Consider the following 18,373-nt stretch of genomic DNA (forward strand, 5'->3'; position numbering starts at 1 on the left):
GAAACTCCGCCACTACTATTCGCCAATCTTTGTCGAATTGCTAGTGTGATTTCTCCTTCGTCGAAATGACATAACAAGTCACATTATTTATAATTAACAATTTATAATTAACAATTAATAATTATCAATAAAACTATCGGTTCAATTCTAAAGCAGCTAAAATAAAAGGTCCAGTTGCTTTTGGATCATTGTCTTTTTTTCTTTCTTTTACGTAATATTCATAAGAACCATCTCTATATGGTGTTCCGCCTAAACCTGCTACAGCACAAGCCTCAGTAAGCGTAATCGTTCCATCAGCATCTACTTTCATCAATTTTGTCGTTAATCCGTCGAAAGCTTTGTTGGCGATTTTTTTAAATTTTGCTGGCAAATATCCTTTGTTTGCGCCCTTTGCAAAAGCATAAGCAAACATTGACGATCCAGAAGCTTCTAAATAATTTCCTTCTTTGCCCATTTTATCTGTTACTTGGTACCATAAACCTGATTTGTCCTGAAATTTTGCAATACTTTCAGATGCCTTATTCAAGTAGCCAACTAATTCTTTTTGTTTTGGATGATCTTTTGGGAAATAATCCAAAACATCAACAAGCGCCATAACGTACCAACCTAAAGCTCTTGACCAAAAGTTTGGTGAATTTCCAGTTTCTGGGTTTGCCCAAGGCATTTTTTTGCTTGAATCCCATCCGTGATATAACAATCCAGTTTTTGGATCTGTTGCATGCAATTGAATTTCTTCGAATTGTTTTGCAACGTCATCTAAGCTTTTTCCGTTTTCAAAAGTAACCGTGTATTGTGCGTAAAATGGTTCTCCCATGTACAAACCGTCCAGCCACATTTGGTTTGGATAAATATTTTTATGCCAAAATCCGCCCTCCGGAGTTCTTGGTTGTTCTGATAATTGTTTGCGCAACAATTGCATCGCTTTAAGATATTTTTCCTCTTTTGTAGTTTGATAAATATTGAAAAGCAAACGACCAGAAACAATCATGTCAATGTTGTATTTGTCAAACTCGTACGACTTAATTGTTCCGTCATTTTGAACCAATGCATCAACATAACCTTTAACATAAACTGGGTATCTTGGATCTGGATTTTTTTTGTATAATTCTTCAAAACCATGCAAAACCAAACCGTGAACATAATCCCATTTTGGCGATTTTGAATCGTCTATCATATACGCTTCTGGATGGCGTTTCATCAAAGTCAAAGCCATTTTATCTGACCATTTTGATTTTTTTGAAATCATAATATCTTTTGCAACAGTTTCTTGCGAAATTGCTTTTGAGCTTGTAAAAAGCATAAAACAAGCCATTGCAGCCGATGCTAAATATTTAAGTTTTCTATTATTTTCCATGTTAAAATATGTTTTAATTTTTGCTTTCATTCGGAATATTATTATTTAAATATTTTGTCTAAAAATGGTATTGTGTAACTGTTCATCTCATCAAACCAAGGCTCAAAAAACCAAAATGAATGTGGAGAATCTTTTATTGTTTTTACTTCACTGTAAATTTTATACTGATTCAGAATTGCAATCATATCATTTCTTCCGGCATGAAATCGATCAAAACTACTGTTTATAAAAAGAACAGGAGGTGTATTTTTGTCTGTATGCGTCAAAGCCGAAGCGTTTTTCCAATTTTCAGGGTTATCTTCATAAGTTCCCTTCAACCAAAACGATGCCATTTCTCCTTCTTGCGATTCTGGATGCTTAAAAGCCAAAATCCCGTCAACATCAATTATCGCATTTACTTTTGACGAAGATTTGCTTTTAAAACTTGAATCTTCAAAGGCTGGATTATTATTTGTTGTACCAATCAAAGCTGCCATTTGACCACCTGAAGAGCATCCTAAAACAGCAATTTTATTCGGGTCGACGTGAAATTTTTTAGCATTATCTTTTATGAACTTGATTGCATTTTTAACATCAAAAACTGCGTCTGGATATTTGGCTTCTAATGATAATCGGTACTCAACCGGAAAACAAGAATATCCTTTTGATGCAATTTCCTGAGCCATCACTCTCATCTGATTTTTATTTCCAGATCGCCATCCCCCACCATGAATCATGATAACTGCCGGATTTGCTTTTTTTTGACTATAAAAATAAGCATCTAAATGCAATGCTCTGTTTTCAATTTGATTATAAACCAAATCTTGAATCTGATTTACGTTTTTATCCTTTTTTTCGTTTGCAATCGCGATAAAAGGATATTTTTTAATCAATTTAGCATAAGTACTTTTAACCGTATATGAAGTATCAATACTGTATTGGCTTTGCGCCGTTACAGCATTTAAAAGCAGTAATAAAAACACTATTTTATTTTTCATTTCTGAGCTTCTTATTTTTAGTTAAGAAAGGAGTCCGATGCTTGATCAAACTCCTTTTTTAACAACTTCAAAAAACAACTTTCTTAAAAATTATCAAATCATTACTAACCAAGATTTTCGAAAAATAAAAAAACAAAACTGCCTTTTATTTCATTTTGATAATTAGTGAAAGTTCACAAATTGGTTTGGTTATAAAAGTAAATTAAGTGGTTTAGTTTTTAATCGATTCCATTTTCTTCCCGTTGATGTACGTGTTGATGAAATTCACCCTTTTTACATTTTTTAGAGAATAAACCGAATCTACTTTTTCAATCACAACATTTTTAAATGTTATGTTTTCAACTGGCGATTCTGCATAGCCATCAGCTAAAATCCCAAATTTTCCGCCATTTTTGACCTTGACATTTTCAAGGCTGATATTTTTAATTGTCGGAATATAATTTCCAACTTGGCTACCATAAATATCATAAAACATTGTCGCTCTTAAAACACATTCTTTTACAGTTCCCACTTCAATATTTCTAACAAAAATATTTTCTGTCGTTCCGCCGCGTTTCGAATTTGTTTTGATTCTGATAGCGCGCTCCAATTCCGGACTGTCCATTACACAATTTTCAACATAAACATTGTTCACACCAGCAGTAATTTCGCTTCCCATTACAACACCGCCATGCCCATCAACCATTTTACAGTTTTGAACAATGATATTCTTGCTCGGAATTCCCACTCTTCGTCCATCTGCATCACGTCCCGATTTAATCGCAATACAATCATCGCCAGTATTAAAGGTGCAGTTTTTAATAATTACATTTTGAGAATATTCAGGATCACAGCCGTCGTTATTTGGTCCGTGGCTATTTACCGTTACACCGTCAATAATTATATTATTTGTCTTTAAAGGATGTAAAATCCAAAAAGGCGAATTGATAACTGTGATATCTTTAACCAAAACCGTATTACATTCAAAAAACTCAATAAAATTAGGACGCAGATAATGGCCTTCGCCAAAAACACGTTCAGCAACCGGAACATTCTTTTCTGCCATTTCAACCAAATTATCGCGATTTAAAGGATCATGTTGTGAAGGCTGACCTTTGTCCCAACCAAATCTTTTACTCCCGCACCATGGCCACCAAGTTGTATTGTTTGCTTGTCCGTTTAAAGTTCCTTTTCCTGTTATAGCAACATTCGTTTTATTTTTTGCAGAAATAAGTGGTGCATGATTCATTAATTCTGTTCCTTCCCATGAAGTATGAACAAGCGGATAATCTTTAGAATTAGTACTGAAAAGAATTTCGGCCTTATCCTCTAAATGCAAATTAACATTGCTCTCTAAATGAATTGGCCCAGTCAAATATTTACCATTCGGAACCAAAATTTTTCCTCCTCCATTTGCAGCACATTCTTTAATTGCTTTTTCAAATGCAAGCGTGTTCATTGTTTTTCCGTCTGCAACAGCACCAAAATCATTAATATTATAGGTCTTGTTTATGAAGTGCGTTTCCGGTATACTTTTTATAATCATTTCCATGTTTTTCCATGGATCTGTCTCAGAAACGTTCGAAACTTGTTTTCCACACGAAAAGAGCATCAAAGAAAATACTCCAATAATCGAAACTGATTTTAATGCTATAGACTTATTTGTAATCATTTACGCAGTAATTAATTGTTTAGGCAAATAAATCGCCATGTATTATGTAATCGATTACACGAAAGTATAAAAATTGTTTCGACAGAACAAATTTATTTAGAAATAATTTATATATTTAATTTTTATTTGCAATTATATTTACGGTTATGCTAAAAAAACGCATAATTTTTTGCCATTGTCGAGTTGCAAACGTTTTAGTTATTAATTATGTAATCGATAACAAAAAATATTGAGATATATAAAAAAAATGTATTTTTGTCTTAAAATTAATTCTGAAAACCTTTTTGAATGAGCGAAAAAATAACTATTTATGATATTGCCAAGAAATTGAATATCACTGCTGCCACTGTTTCCAGAGCTTTAAACAACAACCCAAAAATAAAAGAAAGCACAAGGGAACTAGTTATTAAAACCGCTGCATCCATGAACTATAAGCAAAACAAACTTGCTTTAGCCTTAAAGAGTGGAAGAAGCAATAATATTGGTGTTATTGTTCCTCGTATCGACAGCAACTTTTTCGCATCTGTTATCAGGGGAATTGAAGAGGAACTTCATCCGCATGGTTATCAGGTAATTATTTGCCAGACACACGAGAGCCCGAAAAGAGAAAATGAAAACCTTTACACCTTGATTGATGCTCAGGTTGACGGGATTATGATGTCGGTTACTGATGTTACCGACGAAAATGACGGCGCTTTTCATTATGTTTTGGAAAAAAACGTACCCTTGATATTTTTTGACCGTAGCAAACATATTGACGGAGTAAGTTCTGTAACAGTTAATGACTTCAAAGGCGGTTATGTAGCAACCAAGCATTTAATAAATGAAGGATGCCGTGAAATCGCGCATTTTTCAGGAGATCAATCGCTTGAAATTTTCAAAAACAGATTTTTAGGATATAAACAAGCATTATTAGACAACGGCCTGACTTTCAAGGAAGAATATGTTATTCGCACCAAAAGTAGCGTTGAAGCCGGAAAAGAAGCAATTGATGTTTTATTAGCACTAGATACACCTCCAGATGCTTTATTTTCTGCCAGTGATTTTGCCGCTTTAGGAGCGATTCAAGAACTGAAAGAAAGAAATATCAGCATTCCTAACGAGTTTTGTGTTGCAGGTTTCAGTAATGAGCCTTTTACTAAATTCATGGAATTATCTATTACTTCTGTTGATCAGTCACCACTTGAAATGGGAAAAATGTCGGCTCGAGTTTTCTTGGAACAAGTCGATAAAACCGATACCATCAAAATTGAAAAAAAGGTGGTTCTTGCTCCAGAATTACACATTCGCAAGTCTTCTTCGAGAACAAACTTTTAATTTTTTTTTACCATATAAGTTATATAAGTTCAAGAGACATAAGTTACAAAAAAAAAGCAACTCTTATAGGAGTTGCTTTTTTTTTTGTCATTTCGATTGAAAGGAGACCCGAGCAAAAAAAGACGCACTGCTGTGCGTCTCTACATATAAAACTTTGAATCTTTTAATCTTTGATTCTTTTAATCTTTTAATCTTTTAATCTCTCTTCCTTTAAGCCTAAAAAACTACAAAGAAACTCCTCTTTTCCAAGGAATAAATACATCTTGTTTCAACTGGTCTGCTTTTGTTTCCACGTTTCCACTCGCCAATTCTATAATGTAATCTACTATTTCTGCTCCAACCTCGGTAATGGTTTTTTCACCAGTAATTACCGTTCCGGCATTTACATCTATAATATCAGACATTCTATTAATTAATGCCGTGTTCGAAGAAATTTTTACAACGGGTGCAATCGGATTCCCCATCGGGTTTCCTAGACCTGTGGTAAATAAAACAACTGTTGCGCCTGATCCAACCAATCCTGTGGTACATTCTGCGTCATTTCCTGGCGTATTTAAAAGATTTAATCCTGGTTTTGAAATATATTCTCCGTAATCTAAAACATCTACAACAGGTGAAGTTCCACCTTTTTTAGCTGCGCCAGCAGATTTCATTGCATCTGTAATTAATCCGTCTTTGATATTTCCGGGAGATGGATTCATATCAAACCCTGAACCTGCATCTACAACTGATTTTTCAAAAGCTTTCATTAAAGTTAAAAACTTATCTGCTTTTTCTTCGTCCACGCATCGGTTCATCAATTCTTGCTCAACGCCACATAATTCTGGAAACTCTGCCAAAATTGTTTTCCCTCCCAAAGCTGCAAAAATATCTGAAACAACTCCTAATGCTGGATTTGCAGAAATTCCTGAGAATCCGTCGGATCCTCCGCATTCCAAACCAATACTTAGTTTTGAAAGAGGAGCAGGTTTGCGTTCAATTTTGTTGGCTCTTTTAATGGCTTCATAAGAATCTTTAATCACCATTTGAAACATTTGATCAGTAGTTCCAATTTGTTGTTGCTCATAGATCAAAATTTCTTTATCACTATTCGGACTCATTTCTTTTAATGCCTTTTTAAAAATATCAACCTGCAAATTTTGGCAACCTAAACTTAAAACAGTTGCACCTGCAACATTTGGATTGTTCACATATCCTGCAAGCAGTTTTGCCAACAATTCTGAATCTTGTCGAATCCCGCCACAACCACCTTGATGATTGATGAATTTCACTTCTATATTATCTAAAAGATTTTCATTTCTATTTCTCTCAGCAACTTCTTCTACGCTTTTTTCTTCAATTAAAGAGCGCAATAAATTTTTATAAGAAACTTCTTTTTTGGGCATTAATTCGTTTTCAAAAATATCTTTCAACTTTTCGATATTTTTGTTTTCGCAAAAAACCAATGGAAAAAACAACCAAACGTTTTTGGTTCCAACTTGTCCATCTGTACGGTGGTATCCGTTGAAAGTTTTGTCTTTCCAACGATCTACATTTGGTGGAGTCCAACCTAAATTTCCGTTTTTACCAAAAACTTTTTCACTTTCATGTTTTACATTTTCGGTGGTAATTACTTCTCCTTTTTTTATAGGTTTAGCAGCTTTTCCAACCAAAACGCCGTACATTATAACATCATCACCAATTGCAAAATCTTTCTCAGTGATTTTATGTTTTGCTTTAACATCAGTTGTTGGTGAGACAGTGGTTCCTTCAAACATAATTTGTTCGTTTTGTACCAAATCGGTCAAAGCGACAATTGCATTATCTGCTGGGTTGACTTTTATTAATTTTTTTTGAGTTGCCATAACTATCGTATGTAATTCTTAATTTAATTGTTTTTGAAAATTGATGAAGCCTTGCTCCACGCCATTTGCATCAATTTCTTCTAAAGCTTTTGCAATTGCATCTGTTAATGAAGGAATCTCAGTCAAATCTTCATCCCAGAAATTTTTGTTTTGCAAAGTAAGTCTCGCTATTTTATTGTAATCATCTGATGTCCAAAGTCCGTTGAAGAACGTAACAATATCCTCACTGTCTTGAACTGGAAGATTTTCACCTTTCCATGTTCCTTTGTAAAAACGAATTAAGGCTGCGAAAGCAAAAGTTAAATGAGCTGGAAGTTTTTTATAAACATCAACATATCCTGTCAAACTAGGCAATACACGAACTTTAAATTTAGAAATTGAATTCAATGCGATTGAAGACAATAAATGCTTGATGAAAGGATTTCTGAAACGGTCTAAAATTTCTTCAGAGAAACTTGCCAATTCCGCTTTGTCCATATTCAAAGTTTCGTTGATTTCATCAAAAACTGCTTTATTTACAAATTCACCTGTAAAGGCATTATCAACAGTTTCTTTTACAGTTTCGTTTCCGTAAAGTAATGAAAACGGTACCATTGCAGTATGCGCTCCATTTAAAATTCGAACTTTACGAGTACGGTACGGTTGCATGTCTGCAACAATTTTTACATCTAAATCTGTTTTTTCAAACGGAAGTTTTGCTTTTAATTTATCATCACCTTCAATTACCCATAAAAAGAAACTTTCGGCACTTACAATCAAGTCATCTTTATATGAAAGCTGGCTATTGTATTCCTCGATTTGATCTTTTGGATAACCCGGAACAATTCTGTCCACTAAAGTATTGTGGAAAGAACAATCTTCTGTCAACCATGATTTGAATGCTGCTTCCAGATTCCAATCATCGCAATATTTCAACACAATTTCCTTTAAAGTATCTGAATTATAATTAATTAACTCACAAGGAATAATTGTTAAAGCTTTTGATTTATCACCATTAAAGTGCTTAAATCTTTCATGTAAAAGTACGGTTAATTTTGCAGGAAAAGAAACCGGAGGTTGCATTGAAGGACGATCAGATGCGATGTATTCAATTCCCGCTTCTGTTGTATTAGAAATAATAAATTCTAAAGTTTCTTCTTTGGCCAAAGCCAAAAATTCCTGAAAAGAAGCATAAGGATCAACCGCTTTTACAATATTTGTAATTAATTCTTTCTCCTGAATTTCCTCACCTTTTTTAACACCTTTCATGAATAAGGTATACAGACCATCCTGTTCATTGATCATATTCACCAATCCTCTATCAATAGGCTGTACAACTGCAATTCCAGCATTAAAATCTGCTTTTTTATTTAATTCCTGAAAAGCATATTCTACAAAAGCTCTCAAGAAATTCCCTTCTCCAAACTGCACTATTTTTATTGGAAGTTTTTGTGAAAACTCCGTATTCGATCTGTTAATTTTTTCCATTATTAATTCATTTGAGCGTTATAAATAACCACTTTAAAATACCTTATTTAATTTTTTGGGGTTGATATTGTAAAAGAAACATTACACCTGAAAGAGTAAAATAAATCTTGCTGTGAGGAGTGACAAGATTTATTTTGCAAGCGTAATGTTCAATTACAACATCTAAAACTCTAAAAAAAACCGCATGCCAAATAAGGAACTGGTATGATTATTCCTTATTTATTTTTAATATTTTTGATGATCTCCAAAACTTCGCTTACTTTAGACTGTAATCCTGCAAAGTCTTGTTTATCAAGTATATCTTTTGAAATCAATTGCGAACCAAGACCTACACAAGTAGCTCCTGCATTTAACCAAGAACTCAAACTTTCAACCGTTGGGAAAACACCGCCTGTAGGCATAATGTTCGTCCATGGGCAAGGTCCTTTTATCGCTTTTATAAATTCTGGTCCATAAATATCAGCTGGGAACAATTTTACAATTTCGCAACCTAATTCTTCCGCTCTGGCAATTTCCGTAAGTGTTCCGCAGCCTGGCGACCACAAAACTTTACGACGATTGCAGGCAATTGCAATATCTTCTCTAAAAACCGGAGTTACAATAAAATTTGCACCCAAGCTCATGTAAAGTGAAGCCGAAGCCGCATCAGTTATAGAACCAACTCCAAGCATCATTCCTGGCAATTCTGCCAAAGCATATTTGTTCAATTCACCAAAAACTTCATGCGCAAAATCACCTCTGCTTGTAAATTCCATTAAACGTGAACCACCATCATAACAAGCTTTCAGTACTTTTTTGCTTAATTCAATATCAGAGTGAAAAAACAACGGAACCATTCCGTTTTCTTTCATCTGCTGTGCTACTTCAATTCTTGAGTATTTTGCCATTTTTATTTTTTATCTTGATACTAATGCCGAACCATCGCCATCAATCATATTTTCAACTTCTTTCAATGTCACCAAGTTATAATCACCGGCAATTGTATGCTTTAAGCAGCAAGCTGCTACGGCAAAATCCAATGCTCTCTGATTATTATTTTGATATTCCAGCAAACCATAAATCAATCCCCCCATGAATGCATCTCCACTTCCTACACGGTCAACAACAGGAGTAACTTCTTTAACAGCTGCGCTATGAATTGCTTTTCCGTCGTATAAAATTCCTCCAATTCTTTGGTGTGAAGCACTTACAGAATAACGAAGCGTCGTTGCGGCAATTTTAAGATTCGGAATCAATTCAAACAATTTATCATATACAGCTGGAAGCGTTTTTTCGTCCTGATAATTCGGATTTACTTTAGGCACTCCCAACATAAAATAAGCTGTGTCAATATCTCCTAAAATAACATTGCTGTATTTCAGCATTTCTGGCATTACCTCGCTTGGCGTTTTTCCATACTGCCACAATTTTGATCTATAATTTAAGTCACAAGAAATGGTAATTCCTTTTTTATGAGCCACTTTAATCGCTTCTAAACAAGCTTCAGCGGCACTTTCAGAAATCGCTGGCGTAATCCCGCTCCAATGAAACCATTCAGCACCTTCCAGAACTTTGTCCCAGTCAACCTGCCCCTTTTGAATGGTCGACATTGCGCTGTGGGCACGATCGTAAACTACATTGCTTCCGCGTGTTCCTGCACCTGTTTCAAGAAAATAGATCCCTAAACGTTCTCCTCCATAAACAATGTTTTTAGACTCGACATTCATTTTTCTGATTTCCTTTAATGCAGAAAAACCAATTTCATTTTCAGGCAATCTGGTAACAAATTCAGCATTCACACCGTAATTAGCTAAAGAAACAGCCACATTAAATTCTCCGCCTCCGTACGTAGCACCAAATGCTGTTGATTGCGAAAAACGTAAATGCCTTTCTGTCGATAAACGCAACATGATTTCTCCAAATGCAACTACTCTACTCATTATTTATATTTTTTATTATTTACCATTAAGATATTAAGAAAATTAAGTTTTGCGTTTTTAAATTCTATACTTAAAAAAATTAAGTTTATTAAGCATTTATACTTCATCATCTTTTATTCTTAAAAATTAATTTTAAGCTCAAAACTTAATTTCCTTAATACCTTAATGGTTCAAAAAACTTTTTAAAATTTAAAATATTCTTTAGCGTTGTTGTATGAAATATCAGCAACTAATTTTCCAATCCATTCCATGTCATTTGGAAGTTCGCCGCGTTTGATTTCATCTCCAAGAAGATTACATAAAATACGTCTGAAATATTCGTGTCTTGGGAACGACAAGAAACTTCTAGAATCTGTCAACATTCCAACAAAACAGCTGATTAATCCCATGTTTGAAAGCGCATTCAATTGCTTTGTCATTCCGTCTTTCTGATCTAAAAACCACCATCCAGAACCAAATTGTACTTTTCCGCGAACGCTTCCGTCGTTGAAATTTCCAATCATAGTTGCCATCACTTCATTATCAGCAGGATTTAAATTGTAGATAATCGTTTTTGACAATTTATCTTTACTGTCTAAAGCATTTAAAAAGCTTGACAATTTTTGCGCCTGCGGATAATCTCCAATAGAATCCCAACCTGTATCAGGACCTAAAATTCTGTGCATGCGCGCATTGTTGTTTCTTAAAGCGCCTAAGTGAAATTGCTGAACCCATCCAAATTCATGGTACATTTCAGACAAGAATAATAAAACAGCGCTTTGGAATTTCAATGCTTCTTCTGAAGACAATACACCGTTTTCTCTTTTCTTTTTGAAAATTGCACTTACCTCATTTTCAGTGAAATTTTCAAAATAAATTTGGTCTAAACCATGATCACTTAATTTACATCCATTAGCGTTAAAGAATTCAATTCTTTTTCTCAATGCAGCTTGCAAATCAGCATAGGTATTGATTTCTATACCCGATACTTCTCCCAAAGTATCAACATAGGCATTATATCCGTCGTTTGAAATTAAAATCGCTTTATCAGGTCTGAAAGCAGTACTCATTTTTGTTCCAATTGGATTTTGAGCTAGTTTTTGATGAAACTCTAAACTATCAATTGGATCTTCTGTAGTACAAACTAATTCAGCATTTACTTTCTTAAGAAGATTTTGCGTGCTATAAGCTGGCGAATTTATTTTCTCAGTAGTTTCGATATAAATTTTCTCAGCCGATTTTTCATTCAAAAGATCATAAATATCAAAATAACGAGCCAATTCTAAGTGCGTCCAGTGATACAAAGGATTACGCATTGTATACGGAACCGTTTTTCCCCAGTTTAAGAATTTATCTTTATCAAATCCGTTTCCTGTTACAAATTGCTCGTTGATTCCTAATGTACGCATTGCGCGCCATTTGTAGTGATCACCATTAATCCAAACTTGCGTAATGTTGTCAAAGATTTTGTCTTCGGCAATAAACTGCGGATTTAAGTGATTATGGTAATCTATAATTGGCTGGTTTTTAGAATAATTATGATATAATTCTTCAGCAAATTTATTTTCTAGTAAAAAATTATCGTTTATGAATGTATTCGCGCTCATGTCTTCTTTAAATAAAAATTGAGAATTATTCTTCGTTTGATGGTTTCCCGATTGTTGCTAAAATACCGCCATCAACATATAAAATATGACCGTTTACAAAGTCACTGGCTTTTGAAGATAAAAATATCGCAGCTCCAGCCAAATCACCCGGATCACCCCATTTTGCTGCAGGAGTTCTGCTGATGATGAAATCATTAAACGGATGTCCGTCAACTCTGATAGGTTTTGTTTGTTCTGTAGCAAAATATCCAGGCCCAATTCCGTTGATTTGAACATTGTATTTTGCCCATTCTGTTGCCATGTTTTTAGTCAGCATTTTCAAGCCTCCTTTTGCAGCAGCGTAAGCCGAAACTGTATTTCTACCCAACTCACTCATCATTGAGCAAATGTTGATGATTTTTCCTTGTCTTCTTTCGATCATGCCTTTTGCAACATGTTTCGAAACAATAAACGGACTCACTAAATCAATATCAATTACTTCTCTAAAATCAGCAACTTCCATTTCTAGAAGCGGAATTCTTTTAATGATCCCAGCGTTATTGATTAAAATAGCAATTGGACCAACTTCTTTTTCAATTTTTTGAACTGCTTCTGCAACCTCTTTTTCTTCGGTTACATTAAATTTATATCCAACAGCATTTATTCCTTCACTTTTTAATTCATTAACAGCGTTGTCAATTTTTTCTTGAGAAGAATTTCCGTTTACAACAATCGTTGCTCCCGCTTGTCCTAATCCTTTTGCCATTGCCATTCCCAGACCGTGTGTACTTCCTGTGATTAAAGCAACTTTTCCTTTTATATCAAATAAATTTGTCATCTTATCTTAAATCTGTGATTTTACAAACATCCATATCTCCATAATCTAAATTCTCACCTGCCATTCCCCAGATAAAAGTATAATTACTAGTTCCTGAACCTGAGTGAATTGACCAAGGCGGAGAAATAACTGCCTGATGATTGTTCATCCAGATATGTCTAGTTTCCTGCGGTTGTCCCATAAAGTGACAAACCGCTTGGTTTTCTGGAATATCCAAATAAAAATACACTTCCATTCTACGATCGTGTACGTGCGCCGGCATTGTGTTCCAAACACTTCCAGGGTTTAATTCTGTCATTCCCATTTGCAATTGGCAAGTTGTAACTACGCTTCCAATAATCATTTGATTTACTGTACGGTGATTTGCTGTTTCCATTGCGCCTAAGTTTAATTTATTTGCTTCAGCCAAACTTACTTTTACCGTCGGGTAAGTTGTATGCGCTGGCGCTGAATTAAGATAAAACTTAGCTGGATTTTTAGTATCAGTACTTTTGAAAACTACTTCTTTATTACCGCTTCCAATATATAAAGCATCTTTAAAACCTAATTCATATGTAGTTCCTTCAACAACAACAGAACCGCTTCCTCCAACATTGATAATTCCTAATTCTCTTCTTTCTAAAAAATAAGGCGCTTTTAACGGATCAATTGTTTCTAAAGCTAAATCTTCTTTTACAGGAACTGCTGATCCAGCAATATATCGGTCATAATGAGAGTAAACCAACACCACTTCATCTTCCTGCATTAAGTCGTCAATTAAGAATTCTTCTCTTAATTGTTGCGTGTCATATTTTTTTACAGCTTCAGGGCTTGATGCGTATCTTGAACTATATTTTGTCATAATTTCTAAATTAATGTAATCGATTGCACAAATTTAATTTTTTATATTGAAATACCATAATTGAAACCAAAAAATATTTCAGTTAAAGCAAAATTTCGTTATAATTCTACTTTTTTCATCTTCGGCACTAATATATGCATGATCAACCAAGCCAATAAATAAGAGCCTCCGCAAATGCAGAACATAATAAAGTATCCCGTTTCTATTTTACCGATTTTAGTATAATAAACGAACATGTTTTTTTGAACCAGTAAGGTAAGCAAAATACCGCCAAGTGCTCCGAACATTCCTCCCATTCCGGTAACAGATGCTGTGGCTTTTTTAGGAAACATATCTGAAACCGTTGTAAATATATTGGCACTCCAAGCTTGATGCGCCGAAACTGCTAAACCAATAACTAAAATGGCCCACCACATATTTATTGCTCCAAGGTATTGTGAAAATAAAACCGGCAAAACTGCAAACGCATAGAGCAACATACTTGTTTTACGAGCTTTATAAGCCGGCCAATAATTATTGATTAATTTTAACGGAAGCCAACCTCCGCCAATACTTCCAACACTTCCAATCATATATACAAGCGCACAAGGCCAGATAATTTCGGTTGCTGTAAGTTTATATTGTTTCATCAAAAAGTCAGGAAGCCAGAATAAGTAGAACCACCAAACTGGATCAGTAAGTAATTTGCCGATAGCAAAAGCCCAAGTTTGGCGAAATGAAAGCAGCTTAATCCATGAAACTTTTTCTGTTGCATCTTCTTCAACAACTGCAACTTGGTCTGAAGTAATGTATTCTAACTCAGCTTGTGATAAACGTTTTTGTTTTTGAGGCACTTCGTACAGTAAAAACCATAACAAAAGCCAAATAAACCCAACAATTCCAGTTAAAATAAAAGCCCATTGCCAACCATATTTTTCTGCAATATGAGGTACCGTAAGCGGTACAATAATCGCTCCGATATTACTTCCAGAATTAAAAATCCCTGTCGCCAAAGCTCTTTCTTTCTGCGGAAACCATTCAGCCGTAGCTTTAATTGCTGCTGGGAAATTTCCAGCTTCGGTAACACCAAGAAAAACACGCGCAATTAAAAAACCTCCTGTTCCTGTTGCAAACGCATGACCAATTGCTGCCAAACTCCATAAACCTGTCGCAATCGCATAACCAAGTTTTGTTCCTAGTTTGTCGATAATTCCACCTGCAACAAGCATTCCCATCGCATATGCAATTTTAAATGCCAACTCAATATTTGAATAATCAATAACCTCTTGCTCAGGCGTCCAATGAAAAGCTTCTGCCAAAAAAGGTCGAAGGTAACTTATTACATTTCGATCTAAATAATTGACAGTCGTCGCAAAAAAAACTAAACTGCAAATCGTCCAGCGGTATTTTCCTATTGCTGCATTAGCTTGGTTCATGATTTAGTTTTTGGTTTAAGGTTGGTTAGTCAGTATAAAATCTTTTTAAAGATCTGTAATTGGGCTGTATTTCGGAACCAATGATTTCATAACCAGCCAGCCTGTTAAATAACAAACTGCACAGATTGAAAATATGATGAAATATCCAGCTTCAATTCCTTTGAATCCCATAAAAAGCATATTAGTATCTTTAGCATAATCAAACAAAACTCCTGATCCTTTATTGATCAAAGTCGATCCTAAACCACCTGCTAAACCACCAATTCCAGTAATGGTTGCGATCGCTTTTTTAGGAAACATATCTCCTACGGTTGTAAAAATATTAGCCGACCAAGATTGATGCGCCGCACCCGCAATACCGATGATAATTACCGGAATCCAATAACTAATATATCCTAACGGCTGTGCTATCAAGGCTAATAATGGAAAAAATGCAAAAATCAACATTGCTCTCATCCTTCCTTCATACGGATTCATTCCTTTTTTATCCACAAAATAAGTAGGAAGCCATCCTCCAATGATTGATAATAATGTGATCATATAAAGAACAAATAATGGCAATGCAGCTTCTGTAGAATCCATTCCGTAAACCGAACTTAAATAGGCTGGCGTCCAGAATAAAAAGAACCACCAAACACCATCTGTCATGAATTTACCAAACGCAAATGCCCACGTTTGTTTGTATTTAAAACATTCTGCCAGAGATACTTTAGAAGAAGTTTCTGGAACAAAACCTTCTACTTGACTGTCGGCAAAATCATCTTGCTGAATATAAGCCAATTCCTCTACAGAAACTTTTCTATGTCTTTCCGGTTTATCATACATAAAAAGCCAAAATCCCATCCAGATAAAACCTAATGCACCAATGATGATGAAAGACATTTCCCAACCAAAAGATTTAGCAATAAACGGAATTGTAACCGGCGCTGCTAAAGCTCCCACTGTTGCTCCAGCGTTAAAAATACTAGTTGCAAAAGCTCGGTCTTTCTTTGGGAAATATTCTGCTGTTGTCTTGATTGCAGCCGGAAAGTTTCCTGCTTCACCAACCGCCAAAACAAAACGCGCAAAAATAAATAAATCGACACTCACGCTGATTACCAACGAAGTATCACTTATTGATGAAATCACTTCTTTTGAACCTCCAAAACCTAATAACCAATTTCCAGTAAGAATTCCTGAAGTTGCTATACCGCAAAATGCATGAAGACAAGCTCCTATTGACCAGATTCCGATTGCCCAAAGAAATCCTTTTTTTGTATCCATCCAGTCAACAAAACGTCCTGCAACTAGAAGCGAAATCGCATAAAAAATTGAAAATAATGCCGTAATATTTCCGTAGTCATTATTCGTCCAGTGAAATTCTGGCGCAATAAAATCGCTCCAAGTCAGCGATAGCACTTGACGGTCTAGATAATTGATTGTAGTTGCAAAAAATAGCAATCCACAAATGCTCCAACGGTATTTCCCTAGTGATTTGTTATTTTGGCTAATAGTTACTGATTCTTTTTGGCTCATGGTTACTGTAAAAATTATGTTTTCTAGTTAGTTAGCTTTACCTCTCAATTCGAATTTAAAAGCACTAAAAAACAATGATTTAATACAAATAAAACAAATTAATGTAATCGATTGCACAAATATAGTTTTTAATCTTTATAATCCAAATAAATTATATAAAAAATTATTTTATCACGTTAAATAAACATATCAATTAAAAAAAATAGCACAATATTACACATTAAACAATATATTTGTTAAATAGCAATGTGCTAAATTCATCCGTTTAAAGTGCTAAAATTGTCCCTTAATCAAGAAACTTTAAACTCTGGCTCATCAAAATTATTTTCCTTAAAAATACAACCAAATCAAATACATAAATCAAAAAAAATGAAAGCCTTTTTTAACATTCAATCACTTATCATTCTCGTTTTGTTCACATTAGCTAATAATCAACTTCAAGCACAAAGTCAAACTATTCCGTTATGGGACAAAATTCCAGATGAAATCATTGCAGCAGATTACCAAGAAAAACCAATTGCAAAAGACGGAATTCTTCAAAGTACAGGTTTTGTTACAATTCCTACTTTAAGCATTTTTACACCAAAAGATGCCAAGCCAAATGGAACAGCTGTAATTATTTTTCCTGGCGGAGGCTATTCGCATTTATCAATGGATAAAGAAGGAACAAAAGTCGCTAACTGGCTGAATAGCTTAGGAACTACGGCTTTTGTTTTAAAGTACCGTCTTCCAAGCGATTTGATTATGAAAAACAAAAATATTGGACCTTTGCAGGATGCTCAAGAGGCCCTTCGTTATGTACGCGAAAATGCTTCAAAATGGAATATCGACAGCTCAAAAATTGGTACAATCGGATTTTCAGCTGGCGGTCATTTGGCTTCCACTTTGGCGACGCATTATGATGACAAAACATATGAATCGGCTTATAAAGCAAGTGCTCGCCCCGATTTTTCGCTTTTAATTTATCCTGTGATTTCTATGGAAAACGGCATTACGCACAAGGGATCTCAAACGAGTTTATTAGGGAACAATCCATCGCAGGCTTTGATTGATTCTTTTTCGAATGATAAAAAAGTGACAGCTCAGACTCCTCCAACTTTTTTAGTGCATGCCACAGACGATAACGCCGTTTTGCCAGAAAACAGTATCAATTATTATCTGGCACTCAAAAAAAATTCAGTTACATGCGAGTTACATTTGTATGAAAATGGCGGACACGGATTTGGTTTAGGCGCAAAAGACACAAGTAAAAATTGGACAAAAGATTGCGAAGAATGGCTTAAAAGTCATGGCTACTTTTAAAACTTTTAAAACGAACAAAAAAAAGGGTTTTTAGATTAGTTAACGTACAACCAAATCTAAAAACCCGTAAAAATTTTGACTTATTGTATTTATCTTGCAAATTTATACAATGTACCCACGATCAAATGAATAGTCAAACTTCTAAAACTTGTTTCTCCAAAAACTAGTAATAATTCATAGAAATATTTTAAGAATGATTAAAAAGGCAAAAACATCTTAATTTTCGATTTCTATGAAGCAAATTTACCCAGCCAACACAGGAAAACATTACGGTTTTCCTCATTATAACAAAAAATTTCAATAAATTAATAAATCTGTATTTTAGCTTTTTATATAACATATTGAAAATGAATACATAAGGCATAAAA

Annotated in this window: 14 protein-coding genes; 2 read left to right on the forward strand and 12 right to left on the reverse strand. The window is 34.5% G+C overall.

All coding sequences use genetic code 11. The features are described 5' to 3' along the window. Positions 1–133: 133 nt before the first annotated feature. The 3 genes from FND99_RS15850 to FND99_RS15860 all read right to left on the reverse strand — a co-directional run bounded on the left by FND99_RS15850 (position 134) and on the right by FND99_RS15860 (position 3,982). On the reverse strand, positions 134–1,354 hold the full coding sequence (locus FND99_RS15850) for a glycoside hydrolase family 88/105 protein (RefSeq protein WP_144338917.1): 1,221 nt from the start codon (positions 1,352–1,354) through the stop codon (positions 134–136). A gap of 41 nt (positions 1,355–1,395) precedes the next feature. Further along, positions 1,396–2,331, reverse strand: a complete 936-nt coding sequence (locus FND99_RS15855; RefSeq protein WP_144338918.1) for an alpha/beta hydrolase — start codon at positions 2,329–2,331, stop codon at positions 1,396–1,398. Positions 2,332–2,542: 211 nt separating this feature from the next. Continuing rightward, entirely contained in the window at positions 2,543–3,982 is a 1,440-nt protein-coding gene (locus tag FND99_RS15860; RefSeq protein WP_144338919.1) for a glycoside hydrolase family 28 protein, read from the reverse strand. 288 nt (positions 3,983–4,270) lie between these two features. Here FND99_RS15860 and FND99_RS15865 point away from each other — a divergent pair, with 288 nt between their 5' ends. Then, complete coding sequence (locus FND99_RS15865; protein WP_144338920.1) at positions 4,271–5,299, forward strand: LacI family DNA-binding transcriptional regulator; 1,029 nt, start codon at positions 4,271–4,273, stop codon at positions 5,297–5,299. Positions 5,300–5,523: 224 nt separating this feature from the next. On the opposite strand, the gene FND99_RS15870 is transcribed toward FND99_RS15865, so the two are convergent. From FND99_RS15870 to FND99_RS15910, 9 genes are all read right to left on the reverse strand, one after another. Beyond that, positions 5,524–7,143: a UxaA family hydrolase gene (locus FND99_RS15870; RefSeq protein ID WP_144338921.1), complete on the reverse strand. Its 1,620-nt coding sequence runs from the start codon at positions 7,141–7,143 to the stop codon at positions 5,524–5,526. A gap of 18 nt (positions 7,144–7,161) precedes the next feature. Then, a complete protein-coding gene (locus FND99_RS15875) occupies positions 7,162–8,610 on the reverse strand; it encodes a tagaturonate reductase (RefSeq protein WP_144338922.1) in 1,449 nt (482 codons plus the stop codon). Positions 8,611–8,825: 215 nt separating this feature from the next. Beyond that, entirely contained in the window at positions 8,826–9,497 is a 672-nt protein-coding gene (locus FND99_RS15880; protein ID WP_144338923.1) for a bifunctional 4-hydroxy-2-oxoglutarate aldolase/2-dehydro-3-deoxy-phosphogluconate aldolase, read from the reverse strand. A gap of 9 nt (positions 9,498–9,506) precedes the next feature. Next, positions 9,507–10,529 (reverse strand): sugar kinase, encoded by a 1,023-nt coding sequence (locus tag FND99_RS15885; RefSeq protein ID WP_144338924.1) that lies wholly within the window; start codon positions 10,527–10,529, stop codon positions 9,507–9,509. Positions 10,530–10,711: 182 nt separating this feature from the next. Then, positions 10,712–12,115: a glucuronate isomerase gene (gene uxaC, locus FND99_RS15890; protein ID WP_144338925.1), complete on the reverse strand. Its 1,404-nt coding sequence runs from the start codon at positions 12,113–12,115 to the stop codon at positions 10,712–10,714. Between the two features lie 25 nt (positions 12,116–12,140). Continuing rightward, positions 12,141–12,932, reverse strand: a complete 792-nt coding sequence (locus FND99_RS15895; RefSeq protein WP_144338926.1) for a gluconate 5-dehydrogenase — start codon at positions 12,930–12,932, stop codon at positions 12,141–12,143. A gap of 1 nt (position 12,933) precedes the next feature. Beyond that, positions 12,934–13,773, reverse strand: coding sequence for a 5-dehydro-4-deoxy-D-glucuronate isomerase (gene kduI, locus FND99_RS15900; protein ID WP_144338927.1), 840 nt, complete (start codon positions 13,771–13,773; stop codon positions 12,934–12,936). Between the two features lie 98 nt (positions 13,774–13,871). After that, positions 13,872–15,188 (reverse strand): MFS transporter, encoded by a 1,317-nt coding sequence (locus FND99_RS15905; RefSeq protein WP_144338928.1) that lies wholly within the window; start codon positions 15,186–15,188, stop codon positions 13,872–13,874. 45 nt (positions 15,189–15,233) lie between these two features. Continuing rightward, positions 15,234–16,703, reverse strand: a complete 1,470-nt coding sequence (locus FND99_RS15910; protein WP_144338929.1) for an MFS transporter — start codon at positions 16,701–16,703, stop codon at positions 15,234–15,236. A gap of 369 nt (positions 16,704–17,072) precedes the next feature. Here FND99_RS15910 and FND99_RS15915 point away from each other — a divergent pair, with 369 nt between their 5' ends. Continuing rightward, a complete protein-coding gene (locus FND99_RS15915; RefSeq protein ID WP_144338930.1) occupies positions 17,073–18,005 on the forward strand; it encodes an alpha/beta hydrolase in 933 nt (310 codons plus the stop codon). Positions 18,006–18,373: the final 368 nt, after the last annotated feature.

This window comes from Flavobacterium daemonense, assembly GCF_007341385.1.
In the GTDB taxonomy this organism is placed as follows: Bacteria; Bacteroidota; Bacteroidia; order Flavobacteriales; family Flavobacteriaceae; genus Flavobacterium; species Flavobacterium daemonense.

Excerpts from the sequence above, each read along its gene's own strand:
- FND99_RS15850 (WP_144338917.1), bottom strand. The coding sequence starts at position 1,354 with ATGGAAAATAATAGAAAACTTAAATATTTAGCATCGGCTGCAATGGCT.
- FND99_RS15855 (WP_144338918.1), bottom strand. The coding sequence starts at position 2,331 with ATGAAAAATAAAATAGTGTTTTTATTACTGCTTTTAAATGCTGTAACG.
- FND99_RS15860 (WP_144338919.1), bottom strand. The coding sequence starts at position 3,982 with ATGATTACAAATAAGTCTATAGCATTAAAATCAGTTTCGATTATTGGA.
- FND99_RS15865 (WP_144338920.1), top strand. The coding sequence starts at position 4,271 with ATGAGCGAAAAAATAACTATTTATGATATTGCCAAGAAATTGAATATC.
- FND99_RS15870 (WP_144338921.1), bottom strand. The coding sequence starts at position 7,143 with ATGGCAACTCAAAAAAAATTAATAAAAGTCAACCCAGCAGATAATGCA.
- FND99_RS15875 (WP_144338922.1), bottom strand. The coding sequence starts at position 8,610 with ATGGAAAAAATTAACAGATCGAATACGGAGTTTTCACAAAAACTTCCA.
- FND99_RS15880 (WP_144338923.1), bottom strand. The coding sequence starts at position 9,497 with ATGGCAAAATACTCAAGAATTGAAGTAGCACAGCAGATGAAAGAAAAC.
- FND99_RS15885 (WP_144338924.1), bottom strand. The coding sequence starts at position 10,529 with ATGAGTAGAGTAGTTGCATTTGGAGAAATCATGTTGCGTTTATCGACA.
- uxaC (WP_144338925.1), bottom strand. The coding sequence starts at position 12,115 with ATGAGCGCGAATACATTCATAAACGATAATTTTTTACTAGAAAATAAA.
- FND99_RS15895 (WP_144338926.1), bottom strand. The coding sequence starts at position 12,932 with ATGACAAATTTATTTGATATAAAAGGAAAAGTTGCTTTAATCACAGGA.
- kduI (WP_144338927.1), bottom strand. The coding sequence starts at position 13,773 with ATGACAAAATATAGTTCAAGATACGCATCAAGCCCTGAAGCTGTAAAA.
- FND99_RS15905 (WP_144338928.1), bottom strand. The coding sequence starts at position 15,188 with ATGAACCAAGCTAATGCAGCAATAGGAAAATACCGCTGGACGATTTGC.
- FND99_RS15910 (WP_144338929.1), bottom strand. The coding sequence starts at position 16,703 with ATGAGCCAAAAAGAATCAGTAACTATTAGCCAAAATAACAAATCACTA.
- FND99_RS15915 (WP_144338930.1), top strand. The coding sequence starts at position 17,073 with ATGAAAGCCTTTTTTAACATTCAATCACTTATCATTCTCGTTTTGTTC.